13 protein-coding genes and 2 pseudogenes are annotated in these 14,698 nt (G+C 66.3%); 4 read left to right on the top strand and 11 right to left on the bottom strand.

Going from position 1 to position 14,698, the window contains the following annotated elements; genetic code table 11:
- Window positions 1–818 precede the first annotated feature (818 nt).
- Window positions 819–1,022, top strand: a pseudogene (locus ACE1OC_RS41545) (hypothetical protein); the annotation flags it as partial.
- Between the two features lie 66 nt (window positions 1,023–1,088).
- Here the strand turns inward: ACE1OC_RS41545 and ACE1OC_RS41540 are convergent.
- Both ACE1OC_RS41540 and ACE1OC_RS41535 read right to left on the bottom strand, forming a co-directional pair.
- Window positions 1,089–2,087: a hypothetical protein gene (locus ACE1OC_RS41540; protein WP_407841440.1), complete on the bottom strand. Its 999-nt coding sequence runs from the start codon at window positions 2,085–2,087 to the stop codon at window positions 1,089–1,091.
- Between the two features lie 187 nt (window positions 2,088–2,274).
- Complete coding sequence (locus ACE1OC_RS41535) at window positions 2,275–2,694, bottom strand: hypothetical protein (RefSeq protein ID WP_407841439.1); 420 nt, start codon at window positions 2,692–2,694, stop codon at window positions 2,275–2,277.
- 343 nt (window positions 2,695–3,037) lie between these two features.
- Between ACE1OC_RS41535 and ACE1OC_RS41530 the strand changes: the two genes are divergently transcribed.
- Window positions 3,038–3,799, top strand: a complete 762-nt coding sequence (locus tag ACE1OC_RS41530; RefSeq protein ID WP_407841438.1) for a neuraminidase-like domain-containing protein — start codon at window positions 3,038–3,040, stop codon at window positions 3,797–3,799.
- Window positions 3,800–3,987: 188 nt separating this feature from the next.
- Here the strand turns inward: ACE1OC_RS41530 and ACE1OC_RS41525 are convergent, their stop codons facing one another.
- Together ACE1OC_RS41525 and ACE1OC_RS41520 are read right to left on the bottom strand one after the other, a co-directional pair.
- Window positions 3,988–4,653, bottom strand: a complete 666-nt coding sequence (locus ACE1OC_RS41525) for a hypothetical protein (RefSeq protein ID WP_407841437.1) — start codon at window positions 4,651–4,653, stop codon at window positions 3,988–3,990.
- A gap of 75 nt (window positions 4,654–4,728) precedes the next feature.
- A complete protein-coding gene (locus ACE1OC_RS41520) occupies window positions 4,729–5,166 on the bottom strand; it encodes a hypothetical protein (protein ID WP_407841436.1) in 438 nt (145 codons plus the stop codon).
- Between the two features lie 757 nt (window positions 5,167–5,923).
- On the opposite strand from ACE1OC_RS41520, the gene ACE1OC_RS41515 reads away from it, so the two are divergent.
- Complete coding sequence (locus tag ACE1OC_RS41515) at window positions 5,924–6,292, top strand: HNH endonuclease (RefSeq protein ID WP_407835145.1); 369 nt, start codon at window positions 5,924–5,926, stop codon at window positions 6,290–6,292.
- A 4-nt stretch (window positions 6,293–6,296) separates the two neighbouring features.
- Here the strand turns inward: ACE1OC_RS41515 and ACE1OC_RS41510 are convergent, their stop codons facing one another.
- Genes ACE1OC_RS41510 through ACE1OC_RS41500 form a run of 3 tightly spaced genes read right to left on the bottom strand, consistent with a single transcriptional unit; the run spans window position 6,297 to window position 7,466 of the window.
- Entirely contained in the window at window positions 6,297–6,725 is a 429-nt protein-coding gene (locus ACE1OC_RS41510) for a hypothetical protein (protein ID WP_407835146.1), read from the bottom strand.
- Entirely contained in the window at window positions 6,722–7,072 is a 351-nt protein-coding gene (locus ACE1OC_RS41505; protein WP_407835147.1) for a hypothetical protein, read from the bottom strand. The genes ACE1OC_RS41510 and ACE1OC_RS41505 overlap by 4 nt, the downstream gene beginning before the upstream one ends.
- Before the next feature lie 43 nt (window positions 7,073–7,115).
- On the bottom strand, window positions 7,116–7,466 hold the full coding sequence (locus ACE1OC_RS41500) for a hypothetical protein (protein ID WP_407835148.1): 351 nt from the start codon (window positions 7,464–7,466) through the stop codon (window positions 7,116–7,118).
- Between the two features lie 313 nt (window positions 7,467–7,779).
- On the opposite strand from ACE1OC_RS41500, the gene ACE1OC_RS41495 reads away from it, so the two are divergent.
- On the top strand, window positions 7,780–8,484 hold the full coding sequence (locus ACE1OC_RS41495) for a hypothetical protein (RefSeq protein WP_407835149.1): 705 nt from the start codon (window positions 7,780–7,782) through the stop codon (window positions 8,482–8,484).
- Here ACE1OC_RS41495 and ACE1OC_RS41490 read toward each other — a convergent pair.
- From ACE1OC_RS41490 to ACE1OC_RS41475, 4 genes and pseudogenes are all read right to left on the bottom strand, one after another.
- Window positions 8,479–9,413, bottom strand: a pseudogene (locus ACE1OC_RS41490) (IS5 family transposase). The gene ACE1OC_RS41495 and the pseudogene ACE1OC_RS41490 sit on opposite strands and share 6 nt — an antisense overlap.
- Window positions 9,414–9,690: 277 nt before the next feature.
- Window positions 9,691–9,906 carry a hypothetical protein gene (locus tag ACE1OC_RS41485; RefSeq protein WP_407835150.1) on the bottom strand — a complete coding sequence of 72 codons (216 nt, stop codon included), beginning with the start codon at window positions 9,904–9,906 and terminating at the stop codon, window positions 9,691–9,693.
- A 162-nt stretch (window positions 9,907–10,068) separates the two neighbouring features.
- On the bottom strand, window positions 10,069–10,455 hold the full coding sequence (locus ACE1OC_RS41480) for a hypothetical protein (protein ID WP_407835151.1): 387 nt from the start codon (window positions 10,453–10,455) through the stop codon (window positions 10,069–10,071).
- Between the two features lie 140 nt (window positions 10,456–10,595).
- Window positions 10,596–14,684 carry a LamG-like jellyroll fold domain-containing protein gene (locus ACE1OC_RS41475; RefSeq protein WP_407835152.1) on the bottom strand — a complete coding sequence of 1,363 codons (4,089 nt, stop codon included), beginning with the start codon at window positions 14,682–14,684 and terminating at the stop codon, window positions 10,596–10,598.
- Window positions 14,685–14,698 lie beyond the last annotated feature (14 nt).

The following is a 14,698-nucleotide window of genomic DNA, read 5'->3' as shown; positions in this document are numbered from 1 at the left end:
CATCCGTCATCCATACCTCCAGGTGCTCCCAAGGTGCCCATGAGCCGGGCCTTCACCGTCAATCCGGCGAAGTAACAGGGGGGAGCTCTGCAAGTGGCCTCATTCTACGAGGAGTCGGGGACCCCCGGCTGGAAGGGGACCACAACTTCTGGGTGGCCGAGCTCTTTCAACCACTAGATCTTGGGTCTTTTTGGATGTCAACAGACGCGTGTCGCCCCTAGCGACACGGCACGTCGCGGCTCCGCTTCCCATGCCACGTCGCTATCCAACATGCAGGTCAAACCCATCAGCACCCCCTCCCATGACCGCCCGAGAGTGCAACTCTTCACCCGAACCCAGATTCGGCTCGAACTCCTTCGCCCGCCGAGGTATAAGGGGCCCTAAGGGGTACCCAAAGTAGTGGGGGTCGGTGTACCAGAACGGCACTGACCTGCGCAGGACCAACCGACTCCACGTGGGTAGTCGTAAGGCTAGCTACAGCGCAGCGGGGGACGAACTACAGGAGTAACGAAGGTGACTCAAGGAGTCGATGCCGCCATCTGTGACATAAGTACGTCGTCATTTTCTCGTCATCGAGGGCATCCGAGCACAAGGGCGAACATGTCGAGATCGGCATGCCCCCGGTGCGTACCAGAACCGCGGCGTGCAGACGTCTACCGATCCTCTCCCTTCCCGCATCAGTGTTATGGGGTGGAGAACGCAAGATGTTACGCCGGGTGGATCACAAGTTCATGCCAGCACAGGCGCAGCGCGGGGCCGCCACCAGGCGGCCCCGCGCGGTGTGCCGGCTCAGCTTCGGCTAGACGGCGTCATCCTGCGCTCCGCTCGCGCAGTGGGTGGAGCGGGAAGGCGCGGTCCGGCCGGTGCCTCGCGCCCGTGGCGAGGAGGTCGCGGTCGAGGGCGAGGCGGAGCCAGTGGTGGTGAAGCTGGGCGTGTGGGTCTCGAATACCAAGAGCCGGCGCGACAGGCTCACCGCGGAACAACGCGGGGCGCTCGCCGAGCTCGGCGTCGACTGGTTGTGATGCGGGCGCGGCCAGGACGGACGCCGGGATGGGCATCCCGGCGCCTCCGTTCTCAGGGCCGTACAGCTAGGACATCTCGACGTCGAAGAACTTGATGACGGATGTGACGAGCATGAGCGCGTATACCGTGTTCACCCGGGAGTACTGCATCCGGGACACTCCATGAGCACTGGGGTGGCGGCCGAAGACCCTGGGAATGGGGTCGCCGTTCTTCGGGAAGTACTTGGCGTGCGCGTGCCAGACGGGGGCAAAGGTCAGGGCCATGCTCACCCTGTACTCGTCCAGCTTGAACTTGATGCCCTTGGCCTTGAAGTCGTTCCTGGTCAGTTCCACCCTGGTGGCGTTGTCGAAGTGCTTCTGGAGCATCGAGTCCAGGAGGTTGGCGGCCAGGGCCTGCGCCGCTGCGGTATGGCCATCACGCAATGCGGCAACCGCGCCGAGGGCGAAGTCACGGCCTTCCTGAAGGCGCGGGTGGTCAACCGTTTCGAGGACCACCTCGCAGTCGGCGACGATTCCCTTCCAGCGCTGCCCGATCAACCGCCGCCGGGCTGCCGCGTCCGGGGCGTCGAGCAAGGCATTGACGGTCTGCGATCCAGGCACCCACATCAGTGGGATGCCCTCGTCGATCAGCAGCACCTCGAGCATCTGAAGCTCCCGCAACCTTGGGAGGGCCTCTCGGATGTTCTCCGGGTACAGGTCGCGGACCAGCCTGTTGATCGAGGTAAAGAGGTCGCGCCACTGGTCTCGCCAGAGGTCATCGAAGGCGAAGGCCGCAGTCAGCGGCTCGATGACCGGCTCGAAAGCACGACGGAGCCTGTCGTTGAAGCCCGTCAACTCGACCAGCTGCTGGCCCAGAACCTTGCTGACGCGATCGAGCTCCACCATGGGAGGGATGCTGATCCGGGGAAAGACCGGGGTCATTGCCGCCACAGCAGAAGCCAGTTGCTGGCCCAACTGCACACGCCACTGACGGCTCTGCTGCTCCATCGCAGCCTGAAACCGGGAGAGGTCCACCGCCCCCAGATCCGCAGTGTCCACAAGGATCTTCTTCGCAGCATCCGTCATGAGGACATGCTTCCACCTCGGCAGTCGTAGTGAGCAGGAGTTTTACCCACAGCCCCAGGAGTGCAGCGTGAGACTGCATCACGACGGTGCAACACGGAGTGCAACACCGATCGGGCCGCCAGGCTCACCTAAAACCCCAGGTCAAGGCCGCAACACGGCCACCGTGTTGCACTGCGGTGTTGCAGCGCTAGGCCGGTCCTCCGCTACTGTCCGCGCGCCAGCCGCCAAGGAATCCGGCTAGGGCGCGGCGTTGTTCCTCCTCTCGGGCAACCTGCCGGGCAAGGACGTCGCGGTCGATATAGGGGTCGACGGCGGCGAGGACCAGGCGCTGGAGTTCGTCCGGCTCCAGCGCTTCCACCTCCCACTGCACCGGATGCTCGATGTCGAAGCCGTAGCGGCGGGCGAAGGCCGACCACCTCGGGTCGTCGCGTTTGCCCTCGGTCGCCGGGAGCCCGTACGCGCGGACCTGCTCACGGGTGAGCAGCACCCGGGTCATCGAGCTCCAGCAGCCTGTCCGCTTCACCCAGTCCCGCTCGATGTCCTCGCCCGAGCAGTCGAAGTCGCCGCAGATTCTCCGGGGCGCCGCGAGCGTGCGATTCGAATCCACGCAGCTCAGAAGCGGTCAGGTCGACCATAGCGAACGCAACAGGTGTGGTGCACGGGGCCGACTGCGAGTTCACCCAGAGGCAGGACCATCGACATCGGCGCGGGTGGAGGCCGGCTACCCGCCATACAGGCGCGGAAGGGGTCCTGGGGTAGCGGGCTGGCCCTCCGTCGCTTGAGCTGAACTACCGTCATGGACCCGGCAGGCATGGGAGCATGACCTCGCCTGATCAAGATCTTTTGCTGTCTTGACCAGGCGAGGGGCCATGGCTGGGCACAGCCGCAACCCGACCGGGGCCTCGAAGTCCTCACCGATACCGATATCAGGCTCTCGAAAGAGTAGACAGATGAGTGACCCGATGCAGGAAAAGCTGGAGTTGCTGGTGCAGGCTCCGCTCAGCCCGGACAGCGTAAGGGATGCCGTCACCAGTTACCTGACCGACTTCGGGGAAGTCGCGAACTTGACGACGGTGGCGACGTACCGGCCCGCTGCCGATCCTGAGAGCGGCAAGGACTACCTCCTCGGCTACAGCACCGCACGCTCCGAGCTCTCCTGGTTCTGGCGCAGTCACGACAATGCGCACGGCATCGGCTCCGCCGGCTTGAGCGAGTGGATGAAGATCGAGGCTTCTCTGCCCGACCCTGGCGCGGGGCGGGGAGATGTCGTGCGGCCGGTGGCATTTGGCGGGCGCCTGTTCGTGGTGTGGGTCGACTTCCCGGACCGCACCACAGCCGACACCGCCGACGGGTCCGTTCCTGGGAATGCCCTCATCCGGGTCTCGTATCTGAGCTTCGACGGCACCTTGGGCGTGCCTGCGACGACGGAAGTTCCCCTGCCGTCTCAGAACACGAGTGGCCCCTACCAGCTGATTGCCGTGGAGACCTCATCGAAGGAATCGATCGCGGTCTGCCTGACCGACCGCGACCCCGAGGCCCCGGATAGCGCCCGCACCCTGGACCACCTGTTCCACTTTGGCCAGGACTTCAGCGTGGTCAATGTGGAGCAGGAGGCCACCGAGTCCTTCACTGTTGTCGCCCTCAAGCGGTTCTACGGGGCCACAGACCGCCCGGACGCGGACCGCAACGTCGTGCAGTACCCCTTGGCGTAGAAGTCACCTGCGAAAACAGCAGCACTGAAGGAGCGGCCTGGGCCCTGGTCTTCCAGGACTCCGGGCCGCCGACCGAGTCCACCTGCTTCGCCCACGCCCCGTTCGCGTTATCGCGCCGCAAGGTGTGCAGGTGGGAGCCCTGCTTCGGGCAGCCCAGCGGCGTCGAGTCCGGCATGAAGTGCATGTCCTCACGCCGCAGACCCGCCGCGCCGCCCGGGCGCAGCCCGGCCCAGCAGCAGGACGATGAACCGGTCCCCGGCGTTGCGGGCGGCCAGGAACAGCGCCACGATCTCCCGGTCGGTGGCCCGCTCGCTCTTCTTGCGCGGCACCTTCACCCGGTGCCGGGGCCGCATCCGGTAGCCGGTGCTCCCCTCTCCCCGGGCCTCCACCGGCAGCTCCCAGTCCTCGACCACCTCGAAGAGCTGGGCCATCACGATCGACGGCACCGCCTTCGTCGTGATGCCGTGCAGCAGGAACTGCCGCACCCCGGCCGCGACGTTCCCGACCCGGGCCGGCTGCCGGACGGCCGCCGGACCCGGCCCCGCCAGCACCACCAGACCGTGCCTGGCCGGCCAGTCGATGCCGGTCGTCTCCTTCGAGCCGAACTTCAACCAGACCAGGAACAGCCCGAACTCCTCCGCCGCCACCCGCCAGTCGCGGCCGGTCCGCGCGCACCAGCGCAGGTACAGCGCCACGTGCCCGGCGTAGGTACGGGTCGTCAGCTCGACCTGGTCCCGGCCGAGCTGACGACCGTACTGAAGGAAGGCATCCGCCTCGGGCACCACCGCGTAGTTCTCGTCGACCACCGTCCAGTACCGGACGCCGGACGGCAGCCTCACAGGAAAGGCCCTCAAGGGTCTCCTCCGATCTCATCTGCAACATGCCGCAACGATCACGGCAGCCCCAGAGATGCGGAGAAGAACCCCAGGTCACCCGATGCAGTGCACCGTCCCACCACACTCACGAACGCCCGAGAGAACGACCACCACAAGGTGGGCCTCACGTTGCTCATGGGCGACGCGGTCGCGGACGACGTCGGCGTAGGACTGGGAGCTGAAGCCGCGGACGAGCACCGGGATGCCCGCGAACTCGAGCCAGCCGGTCAGCTGCTGGCGGAGGGTGTCCTTCTCCGCGGCGACGTACAGGGCGTGCTCCTGGCCCGCTGTGCGGTCGAGGCGGAACCAGTCGGAGATCTCCCGAACGAAGGCGTCCGCGTCCGGCCAGGCCGGCAGGACGTGGACTTCGCGGACGGTGTCGATCAGGTCGGGGAAGCGGCCTTCCCGCCGGGCCTGGGCCAGCTGCGAGGACAGCCGCCGGTACATCGGCGGCGTGTGCGGCAGCACGCCCTCGGCTGCGAGCCGGTACATAACCTGTTCTCCACCGTTTCGATGTCTCACGAGACACGGAAACGAGTGCGCTCTCCATGACGGTTCCGCCTCGCCAGTCTTGGTTGTCAGACCCGGCTGAGACAGTCTTCACGATGCCGTGCGCTGATCATCCTGACTGTGAGGTGAGGGAAGCGCGCTGAGGCCCGGTCAGGAGTGGGACGTGGAGCGCAAGTGTGTGGACTGCCAGAAGACCTTCCGCGGCAACGGACTGCGCTGCAATGCGTGCAACGCCCGGGACCGACTGTGCGTGCTCTGCAATCACCCCTTCCATGGCCGAGAGGCAAAGTGTCCAGACTGTCGATCCATCGAACGGAATTGCACTCAATGTGGGAATTCATTCAAGGGTGACAAAAGCCGATGCTGGCGCTGTAAATCCAAGAAGCGCAAGTGTTCAAATTGTGACAACGAAGCCTATGGAAGTTCCTTGCTCTGCAACCCTTGCAAGGCAACCACCAAAAAATGCATAAGCTGTGACCGAGAGTTTCGTAGCCGCGGACGAAAATGTGGCAGCTGTCAGAGAGTCGTCCGAAGCTGCACGGACTGCGGAAAAAGGATCACAGGTACCAATACTCAATGTGCACCCTGTCGTGCCGTAGATCGGATCTGCTATGGCTGCGATCGCCTATTTCATGGCGTAACGAATCGATGCAAGCCATGTCGGGCGACCAAGCGAACTTGCAAGGATTGCTCCAGACCATTTAGAGGCCATGACAATCGGTGCCCCAGCTGCTGGCGCATGCTCATCCCCGAAGCGGTTCGCTCTGCCATGGCCCGGGCCAGCACCAACCTGAGGCGTGCTCGAAAGAAGGGCGCGACTGTCGCCGATCCGGTATCAGCTGATGTATATAGACTGGTGCTCGCGTCAGGCCCATGTGTTTATTGTGGCGAGCCGCCCGAGCACGTCGATCACATTCGCCCGCTTTCACGGGATGGATGGGAGCACGAGTCGAATTTGGTTCCAGCCTGCGAACATTGCAATCTGAGCAAGCGCGAGAAGCTGTTGTCCGAGTGGACGCCGGACAAGGTCCACCACGGTGTGATGAATTCAGTCAAGGTGGCGATCGAATACGCCCGACAGACAGGTGCGGAGTTGGTGATGAAGTAACCCGTCATTCACCCCGGGGGGCGTTGAGTGAGACCACGGACCCTTTGCGTGAGCCAATATGTTCGTGGAGCGCTGCATTGTCGTGGTGCAGGGCCGCAATGACCGTTGCGGCCGCGTCGACCTTGGCCTGGAGCTCGGTGCGTTGGCGCTTGAGCCCTTTCACCTCGGCTCGCAGGCCCTGGAGTTCGTCATCACGGCGGGCCTCGCCCTGGGTGCGGGATCCGGTTTCTTTCGTCCGCTGGTCCCATTCGGCCAGGACGGCCCGGGCCCGGTTCATCGTGGCCCGGCTGACGCCAGCCTCCTTGTAGAGGTTCTCCTTGGTCAGTCGGCCGTCCGTGCGACGCGGACGGCCGGCCAAAAGCCGGTCCATGGCCTCGCGCAGGGTCTTGGCGGTCGCCGCCGGGACGCCTTTGGTCGGGTCGATGGTGGTCACAGCTCGTCCGCCTTTCGGATCACATCCTGGACATCGTTAAGTTGCCGACCCAACTGTTCGCGGCGGCAGGGTGGCAGCTTGGGCGTGTCCAGGAGCTTGAGGAGGCTGTGCTCCTCCGATCGCCAGAGCTGCAGGTGGTCGGGGGTGATGACGCTGTTGTGGCAGCGGCTGGGCTGGCAGCGGTCGATCAGCGGGCCGCGGTGTCCGGGTGGGGCGGTCGCCTGCTCCAGGCAACGAGCGCCGGCGGGGTTGTTCTCGTCGAAGGTGCAGTGGTGGAGCTTGCCGAACCGCAGCGAGATCCGGGTCTTGCGCAGGAAGGTGTACTCGGTGCGCTTGTCGCCGCCCACCGCGGTGCGGGTGCAGTGCCCGGCGGCGGCCTTCTTGACCGCGTCAAAGGCAGTGGTGAAACGTCTCGACGGCCGGCTCGTCCAGCACGACCGGACCCTCCAGTGCCCGGTCCAGCCAGGTCTGCTGGGCGGTGGTGACGGTGTTCCCCGACAGCACCCGCAGCGTCGTGCCATGGGCGTAGTGGCCCAGGAACGTCTCCGCGGTGTGGTCGTCGGCGATGTCGGTGACCACCCCGCGGAACGCGACGGCCTTCTCGACCTTCACGGACTTGCGCAGGCGCCGGATGTCGAGCCTTCCGGCGACCTGCACGTTCGCCCGCTTGGCCCAAGCCGCCAGGCAGCCGTTGCTGTCGGTCGACTCGAAAGGCGCGAAGGCCAGCTCACCGCTTCCCACCCTCATGGTGCGTGGCAGCACCCGAGCGCAGGTGAACAGGAAGGCGGGCTGATGGCGCTCTTTGAAAATAGATCCGCATCAGCGTCGCCCTCCGGGTGGACTAGGCCATGTCTCTCCGATCATCTGACTTGTTGTCCCTGCGCGACTCGACAGGATCTTCGTGCCCGTCAGATCGCTGCAACCAGATGTGGTGGGTAGTAGCCCTGTACCACTGGGCGCGCTCCGGCAGAATCTGGATGCCGCACCGGCTGCCCAACTGGTAGCGTCGGGATCTTCACCGGTCCGCCGGATGGAGTACCCGGACAGGATCCCCATGACCGACCCCCACCGTCGACTCAGGAACGCACTCGACGCACTGGACGTCGCCTTCGCGCCCCTCACATCGGATGCAATCACCGTTGGCGGCTGCACCCACTGCTACGCCGACAGCGACCTCGCGACCCTCGAAGGGCCCGTCGACCAGGTGCCGGATGACCTGATCTCCTCCATCGCGGCCAAGTCGGTCGGCCACTGGGATGACTTCCCCGCGCTGCATCGCCGAATGACGCCCCGGATCGTACGGCTCCTGGCAACCGACCAGCTCCACGTCGATCACGGGCTGATCGCCTCCCGGCTGGTCACCGCAGGTTGGCACGACTGGCCCGTCCCTCAGCGGGACGCGCTGGAGCAGGTCTGGCACGCCTGGTGGCGCTCGACTCTGCACGAACACCCCGGCCCCGCGTACATCATGGGGGTGTTGGAGACCATCTCCGTCAGCACCCGCACCCTGACACCATGGCTGACGATCTGGGCCGACACCCGGACGGAGGCGGCAGACCGGCACCTGGACGACGCCCTCGACGACTGGCTCTTCGAGACGCGACTCACCACCCTGCGGCTGGGCTTCTACGACGAGCTGGATGCCACTGTCGAACTGGTGCCCTGGCTACTCTCCCTGGGCGCTGCCCGGATCGGGGCCACCCGGTTCTTCGAGGTGGAACGGATTTCACTCGGCCAGGCCATGCCCCACCATTCATGAGCGGAGCCAGATGATAATGGCCGCGAAGGTCACAGTGCCAAGAAAAACGTGGCCGCGCTTGTCGTAGCGCGTGGCCACGGCCCGGAAACCCTTGAGCCTGTTGATCGCTCGCTCGACGACGTTGCGCTTCTTGTACCGCTCCTTGTCGAAGCCGGGAGGCCGACCGCCGCGGGAGCCACGTGTCACGCGGTTGGCCGCCTGGTCCGCCTTCTCCGGAATGACGTGACGGATACCGCGTCTACGCAGGTAGGCCCGCGTGCGTCGATTGCTGTAGGCCTTATCCGCGCTCACGCTGTCGGGGCGTGTGCGGGGCCGCCCGGCGCCGGTCCGGGGGACACGGATCTTCTCCATGACCGGCTCGAACTGGGTACAGTCCGCCCGCTGTCCGGGTGTGACCAGCAGAGACAGTGGGCGACACCTGCCGTCGACACTCAGATGGACCTTGGTGGTGAAGCCGCCGCGCGAGCGGCCCAGTCCCTCACCTGCCGCACCACCTCCGCCAGGTGGGCGGCCAGCCCCGCCCACACCGGCTCGATCTGATGTCCCATCTCCACCGCCCCCTTTGAGGACACGGCAGGCGGCAGGGCCTTGCGCGCGCCGGCTGCGTGTTGGTGGGCGCGCATCACCGTGGAGTCGACCGAGACGTCCCAGTCGATCGCGCCCTCGGCATCCGCAGCAACCTGGACTTGCTGCAGCAGCCGCTCCCAGGTCCCGTCGGCCGACCACGGCAGGAGCCGCTTGTGGACGGTCTTCCACGGGCCGAACCGCTCCGGCAGGTCGCGCCACTGCACGCCCGTCCGAACTCGGTGCAGGACACCGTTGATCACCTGTCGATGGTCCCGCCACCTGCCGCAACGTCCATTGCTCACGGGCAGGAGGGCCTCCAGCCTGGCCCATTCCGCGTCCGTCAGATCACCGCGACCAGTCACACCAAGCTAACGATCCGATGATCGGAGAGACATGACCTAGTGCCACGCGCACTTCGCGGGTCAGGCTGTCGGCCCGAGAGGCCAGGTCCGGGTCGGTGACCAAGACGGGGTGCCGTAGCTGCCCTTGTCACCCCACAGGCAGACGGCTCGCGGGCCACTGCCGTCGGTGAGCTCTATTCATTCCAGCCAGCCGCTGGCCAGCCCGGCCGCCGGTTTCAAGGACCGCACCAAGTCGGCCCAGCCGGGGGCGGCCGGCGAGCAGGCGCACCGCGAGGGTTCACACTGCGGGGCGTTCTACCGGCTGCCAGTCCTCCACCGGCTTCGTACGGAACAGGCCCCGGTACACCAGGCGGGTCAGCACCACGGCGCCCTCCCCGTACTCGTCGAGCTCGTCGAAGGCCTCGGTCGCCGAGTCGTACACGAACTTCTTGCCCTTCGCGTTCTGGATGACCCACTCCCGATCAGCCGCAGCACCAATCCCACCGGTCTGCATAGCTCCCCCATCTGCATCTGCAAGATCTCAACGAACGCGCGATCGTAACCCTGCCGTCCCGCCAGCTATACCCCTGCCCCTGGGCTAGCCCTCAGAGCCAGAGGCGGCGGGGCTCGAAGCCACCGCTTGCAGCAGCGGCCTGAGAATCCACGCCACGGCGGTTTACTCGGCCATCTCCTCCGGAGAACGACGGGTGATCTTCATACCCGCTTCGGTCTCCACCAGAATCACTGCACCGATCCAGTCGCCATCTGGGTACTCCCAGTTGGCCGCGTCCTCCAGGACGGCCGGGAGCTCGTCACGAGGCACCAGCTCTCCGGGCTGGAAGCCCTGCTCCCCTGACGGGGACGTCCACGGCGCGACTCGACGAACCTCGATCCATCCGCGATCGATAAGACTGAGCAAGATCCCTGCCAGCTCCCTCACGGGCCGGGCCCGATCGACATCGTCGAAATCTCCCCAGACGCCAGCCAGGATGTCAATCTCAAACGAATTGACCATGAACGCTTCCTCGGACTTGGTCAAGGCCTGCCACTCACGCTCGCTCATTCACCGATCATCGCAGGACACCCCAGTGATCATTTCGGGTCCAAGGACCCGCGTGGGCTGCCGTATGCACGGGCCCATAAGGCCGCTGGCCCATCTCCCCGAGGGAGGCGGGCCAGCGGTTGATGGGTCAGTGGGTGGGGCTAGCCGATGGCTCCGAGGGGTGAAGCGAGGCCGGAGGCGTGCCAGCGTTGTGCGTTGGATCCGTTGCAGTCGGAGAGTTCGAGTTGGGTTCCGTTGACGGTGCGGGCGTAGGGCAGGTCGAGGCAGCGGCCGGATTTCGGGTTGTAGAAGCCGCTGGTGGCGGTGGGGAGCCACTGCTGGCTGCCGGCGCCGGTGGTGCAGGTGTTGAGCTGGATGAGGGTGCGGTTCGCGGTTCCGCCATCCGCGGCGGTCACGCACTTGCCGGCCACGCGCAGTTCGCCGTCCTCCTGGATCTGGAAGGTCTGCGAGATGCCGGGGGGCGTGTTGCAGTCGTGGATGTAGATGCGGTTGTCCTCGGCGTTGCTGCCGCGGTCGTCATCGGCGCACTTGTTGCTGTTCACCGCTGAGACGAGGGTGGTGCTGGTCGCGGTCGGGACCGTCGAGTGGTCGTAGACGGTCACGTTGCTGATCTGCCCCTTCCAGAAGGACCAGGGCTTGCTCTGGTTCTTGAATCGACCGAGGACCAGCGACCCGGCGGCCTTCCAGACGTTGGCCTTGGGGTGGTGTCCGGTCCCAGCAAGGGTGCCGTTGACGTAGAGGGCGATCAGGCCCGTGGTCTCGTCGTAGGTTGCGGTGAGCTGGGTCCACTCGTTGAGGCTGACCTTCGCGGCGTCGTTCATGACGCCGGTCTGGTCGTAGTCCCAGCCGTCATCATCCCTCTTCGACATACCGAACCGCCAGGTGCCGTCCGCGTCGTGCCAGATCATGAAGCCACTCGCGTGCAGCCCGTCCTGGCTGAGGACGACGTCCTGCCCCGCGGACTTGGCCCAGGCCGAGACGGTAAAGCTGCCCGTGGTGTCGACCGGCGAGCCGGCGGAGGTGACGGTGCCGGTGGCGCCGTCGAGGCTGACGACCTGGGTTGCCGTTCCCGCGACGGTGCCGGCGATGCGAGTGGCGCCGGTGGCGCTGAGCGTTCCGTTGTTCCGGCGGCGCATGTCGAAGACGGTCGGTCCGGTCGTTCCGTCCGCTTCCTTCTCGTCCAGCTTCCAGTGATTGGTCGAGATCCGGGCATCGCCCATGAGCTCGGAACCAGCGAAGCCGGTGACCTTGCCGTTGGTCGCCTTGCCGTTCCACGTGCGCAGGCGGTGGTTGCTGTCGAGGGCCCACAGGTCGGGGATACCGTCGGCGCTGGTGTCGCCGGAGGTACCGATCACCGGGTAGGAGCTGGCGGGGACCCCTGAGCCGATCTTCGTGCGCTTGGTGTGGTCGCCGAGGGCGGCGGGCTTTCCTGCGACGTTGGCGTACTGCCAGACCTCGCCTGTGAGGTCGTCACGGGCCCACAGGTCGGCCAGGCCGTCGCCCGTGGCATCGCCGGGGGCCATGAGGGTGAGGTTCTCCCAGCCGCTCGGGCTGAGGATGAACGTGCCCGAGTCCATCAGAGCGCCGGTTGCTGCCTTGCCTTGGAAGAGGACGAGCTGTGTGCCGCCCGCCCCGTTGCTCTCCACGGTGAGCAGGTCGTTTCGTTGTGTCGTGGTGCTCATGTCGGGCAGCACGTCGCCGACGGCGAGGATCTGCTTGACCCGGCTCCAGTTCGCTATGTACTCGGCCCCGCACGGCTTGCTGGTGGTGGCCACGGTGCAGCCCTCGCTGGGCCTCAGCACATCCACGACGCTGCCGGCGTCGAAGTAGGGACCGCCGTCCTTCTTGGTGTTGCGATAGACCTGAAGCTGTCCGCCGCGGAAGGCCCACAGATCATCAACCTGGATCCCGTTGCCCCCGCGATGCGTGGTCAGGGTGCCGTTGCCCCAGCCCGAGCCGCCAGGGCTGTCTGCCTTGATGGAGGCGATCTGGCCGCCTGATGAGGGGTCGGTGGCGGTGGGGTAGACGATGAGGTCGCCGTTGTCGGCGGGGGCGATGAAGTCGACGAGGTCGTCGTTGGTGATGTCGCCGAGGGTGGTCTTGGAGTTCGGATTGTCCGGAACGTAGAAGACGTAGGTCTGCTGCTGTGAGCGGTTGCCTGCACGGTCCACGGACTGGACACGCAGGATGTTGGTGCCCCACCACGTCGGCGTCAGCGGGATGGTGGCGGTACCGTCGGCCGCCGCGTTGATCCGGTTGGCGCCGCCGACCGGGATGTCTTCGTTGAAGGCCCACTCGTAGTAGAGGACGCCGCTGAGGGAGTCGGTGGCCTCGACCTTGAAGTTGCCCTTCTGGCCGACGTACTTGTTGGAGCCGGGAAGCGTGCCGGAGGGCGGGTACTCGGCGGAGGTGACGACCGGGATGGACGGCGGCTGGCTGTCCATGGAGAAGCGGCCGCCTTCGACCCAGGCGGAGCCCAGTTCGCCGTCCGAGCTCTGGACCTGCCACAAGTATTGGTGACCGTCGATCAGGTTGGCGGGGTAGGCGGTGACCTTGTGGTCGCCGTTGGCCTCTCCGATCATGGCGCTGTCGTAGACGGCGCCGCTGCCGTTGGTGTCGTAGACCATGAACCGGGCCGAGGTGGCCTGGCCGTCGGGGTCGCCGCTCCAGGCGCTGAGGCTCATACCGGGGTAGGAGGTAGCGCCGAGCCAGCCGCCGTTCTGCGGCGCAGGCGTCATCGCGAGGCCCCAGGGGGTCTTCGGGGCCCGGTTGTACTCGATGTAGAAGAACGGGAGCTTGGTCTTGTCGCGGGTGAACCGCTTGAAGCCGTTGTTGCTGTCGTTCTTGGACTCGTTGTCCGCGAAGAGTGCAAAGGTGAGAGTGGGGTTGTTCTTGTAGGTGGTCAGGTGGCTGGCCACGTCCCACTCGCCGCGCGTGGTGGAGTCGGGGCAGCCGGGACCGCCGGCACTGTTCATCGAGGCCGTGCCCAGAACCCCCAGGTCTACGGGCTGGTCCTGCCAGGTGATGTTCGACAGGAGCGGGCCGGTGGCGTGCAGGTCCACGTTGTAGCGGTTGCTGCAGGTGGCGTCGGCGGCGTAGGACTGGGTCGCGTTGAAGGAGGCCTTCTTGATGACCTTGTCAGCCAGGTCATTGGCATAGAGCTGAACGTAGTAGCGCTCCCGGCCCGTCTTCGTACGCCAGTGCTGGTAGCCGACCCCGGGGTCGTAGGGGTCCGCATAGTCGTTGTAGCTGGTGGTGGTGTCGTACGCCTCCTGGACCCAGGCCCAGCTCTGGGTCTCGCGCTTGATGGGGATCCACGCCGGGTCGATGTACACCGGGTAGGCCGTGTCGGGGGCGGTGAGGAAGGACGGGTCCGGTGTCAGGGCGACGGAGTCCGTGCCGAGGTCGGCCTGCAGGCGGGTGGTCTTGGCGAAGTCGCCCGGGCCGTCGCTGTCCGAGGTGGTCTTGACTGCCTCCTCGTTCCCCGTACCGGACGGTGTCTCGTCGGCGATGACCGCCTGGGAGAAGGCGATGGTGCCGGAGGACTTGGCGAGCGGGACCTGAACGGGGGCGGTGGAGTCCCACATGGTCGGGGTCGGCGCCTGGAAGACCGTACGGCCTGAGGCGTCAGCGGCCTGCAGGTTTCCGGCGGCGTCGGCGGAGACGGTGACGCCCTCGCCCTTGAGGCCTGTGGTCAGTTTGGCGAGCTTCGGGTTCTTGGCGGCCTCGGCCGTTTTGACGACGAGGATCTGTGAGATCCCGCCGCCCACATCGGCCGTGACCTTCAGGTCCGCTCCCGGGAGGACCTCGCGGTAGACGGCGCTGGATTCCTCGAGCACCGGTTCGGGCAGCGGGTCCGGCCAGCTCAGCACCAGCTGCTTGCCGTCCTGGTCCAGGGTGGCCAGCGGGGCGGTGCCGCCGCCGGACAGGGTCAGGCTGCTTGCCGAGGCCTTCGGGCGGAGGGTGCCGTCGGCCGCTTTGATCAGGGTGGCGTCCAGGTCTGCCCAGTTGCCGTCCTGCTTGGTGCGCACGGGGGCGACGCTGCGGGTGATGCCCAGAGTGCCTTCCGGGTTGGCCACCACGGTGTCGGTCTCGGTGGTGCCGGCCGGCACGGGGACGGGCTTGCCCGTGAGCTTGGCCTCCGCGAGTGCCGTGTCCTCCGCCTGCTCCCGCTCGGTCCTCGGCCGCTCGGGCGGAGTCGGCTCGCTCTGTGCGGGCGGCGTGTCCACGGTTGGTGCTGCCG

The sequence above is a fragment of the Streptomyces stoeckheimensis genome (assembly GCF_045822005.1).
In the GTDB taxonomy this organism is placed as follows: Bacteria; Actinomycetota; Actinomycetes; order Streptomycetales; family Streptomycetaceae; genus Streptomyces; species Streptomyces stoeckheimensis.
This window is presented reverse-complemented; position numbering and strand designations above follow the sequence as displayed.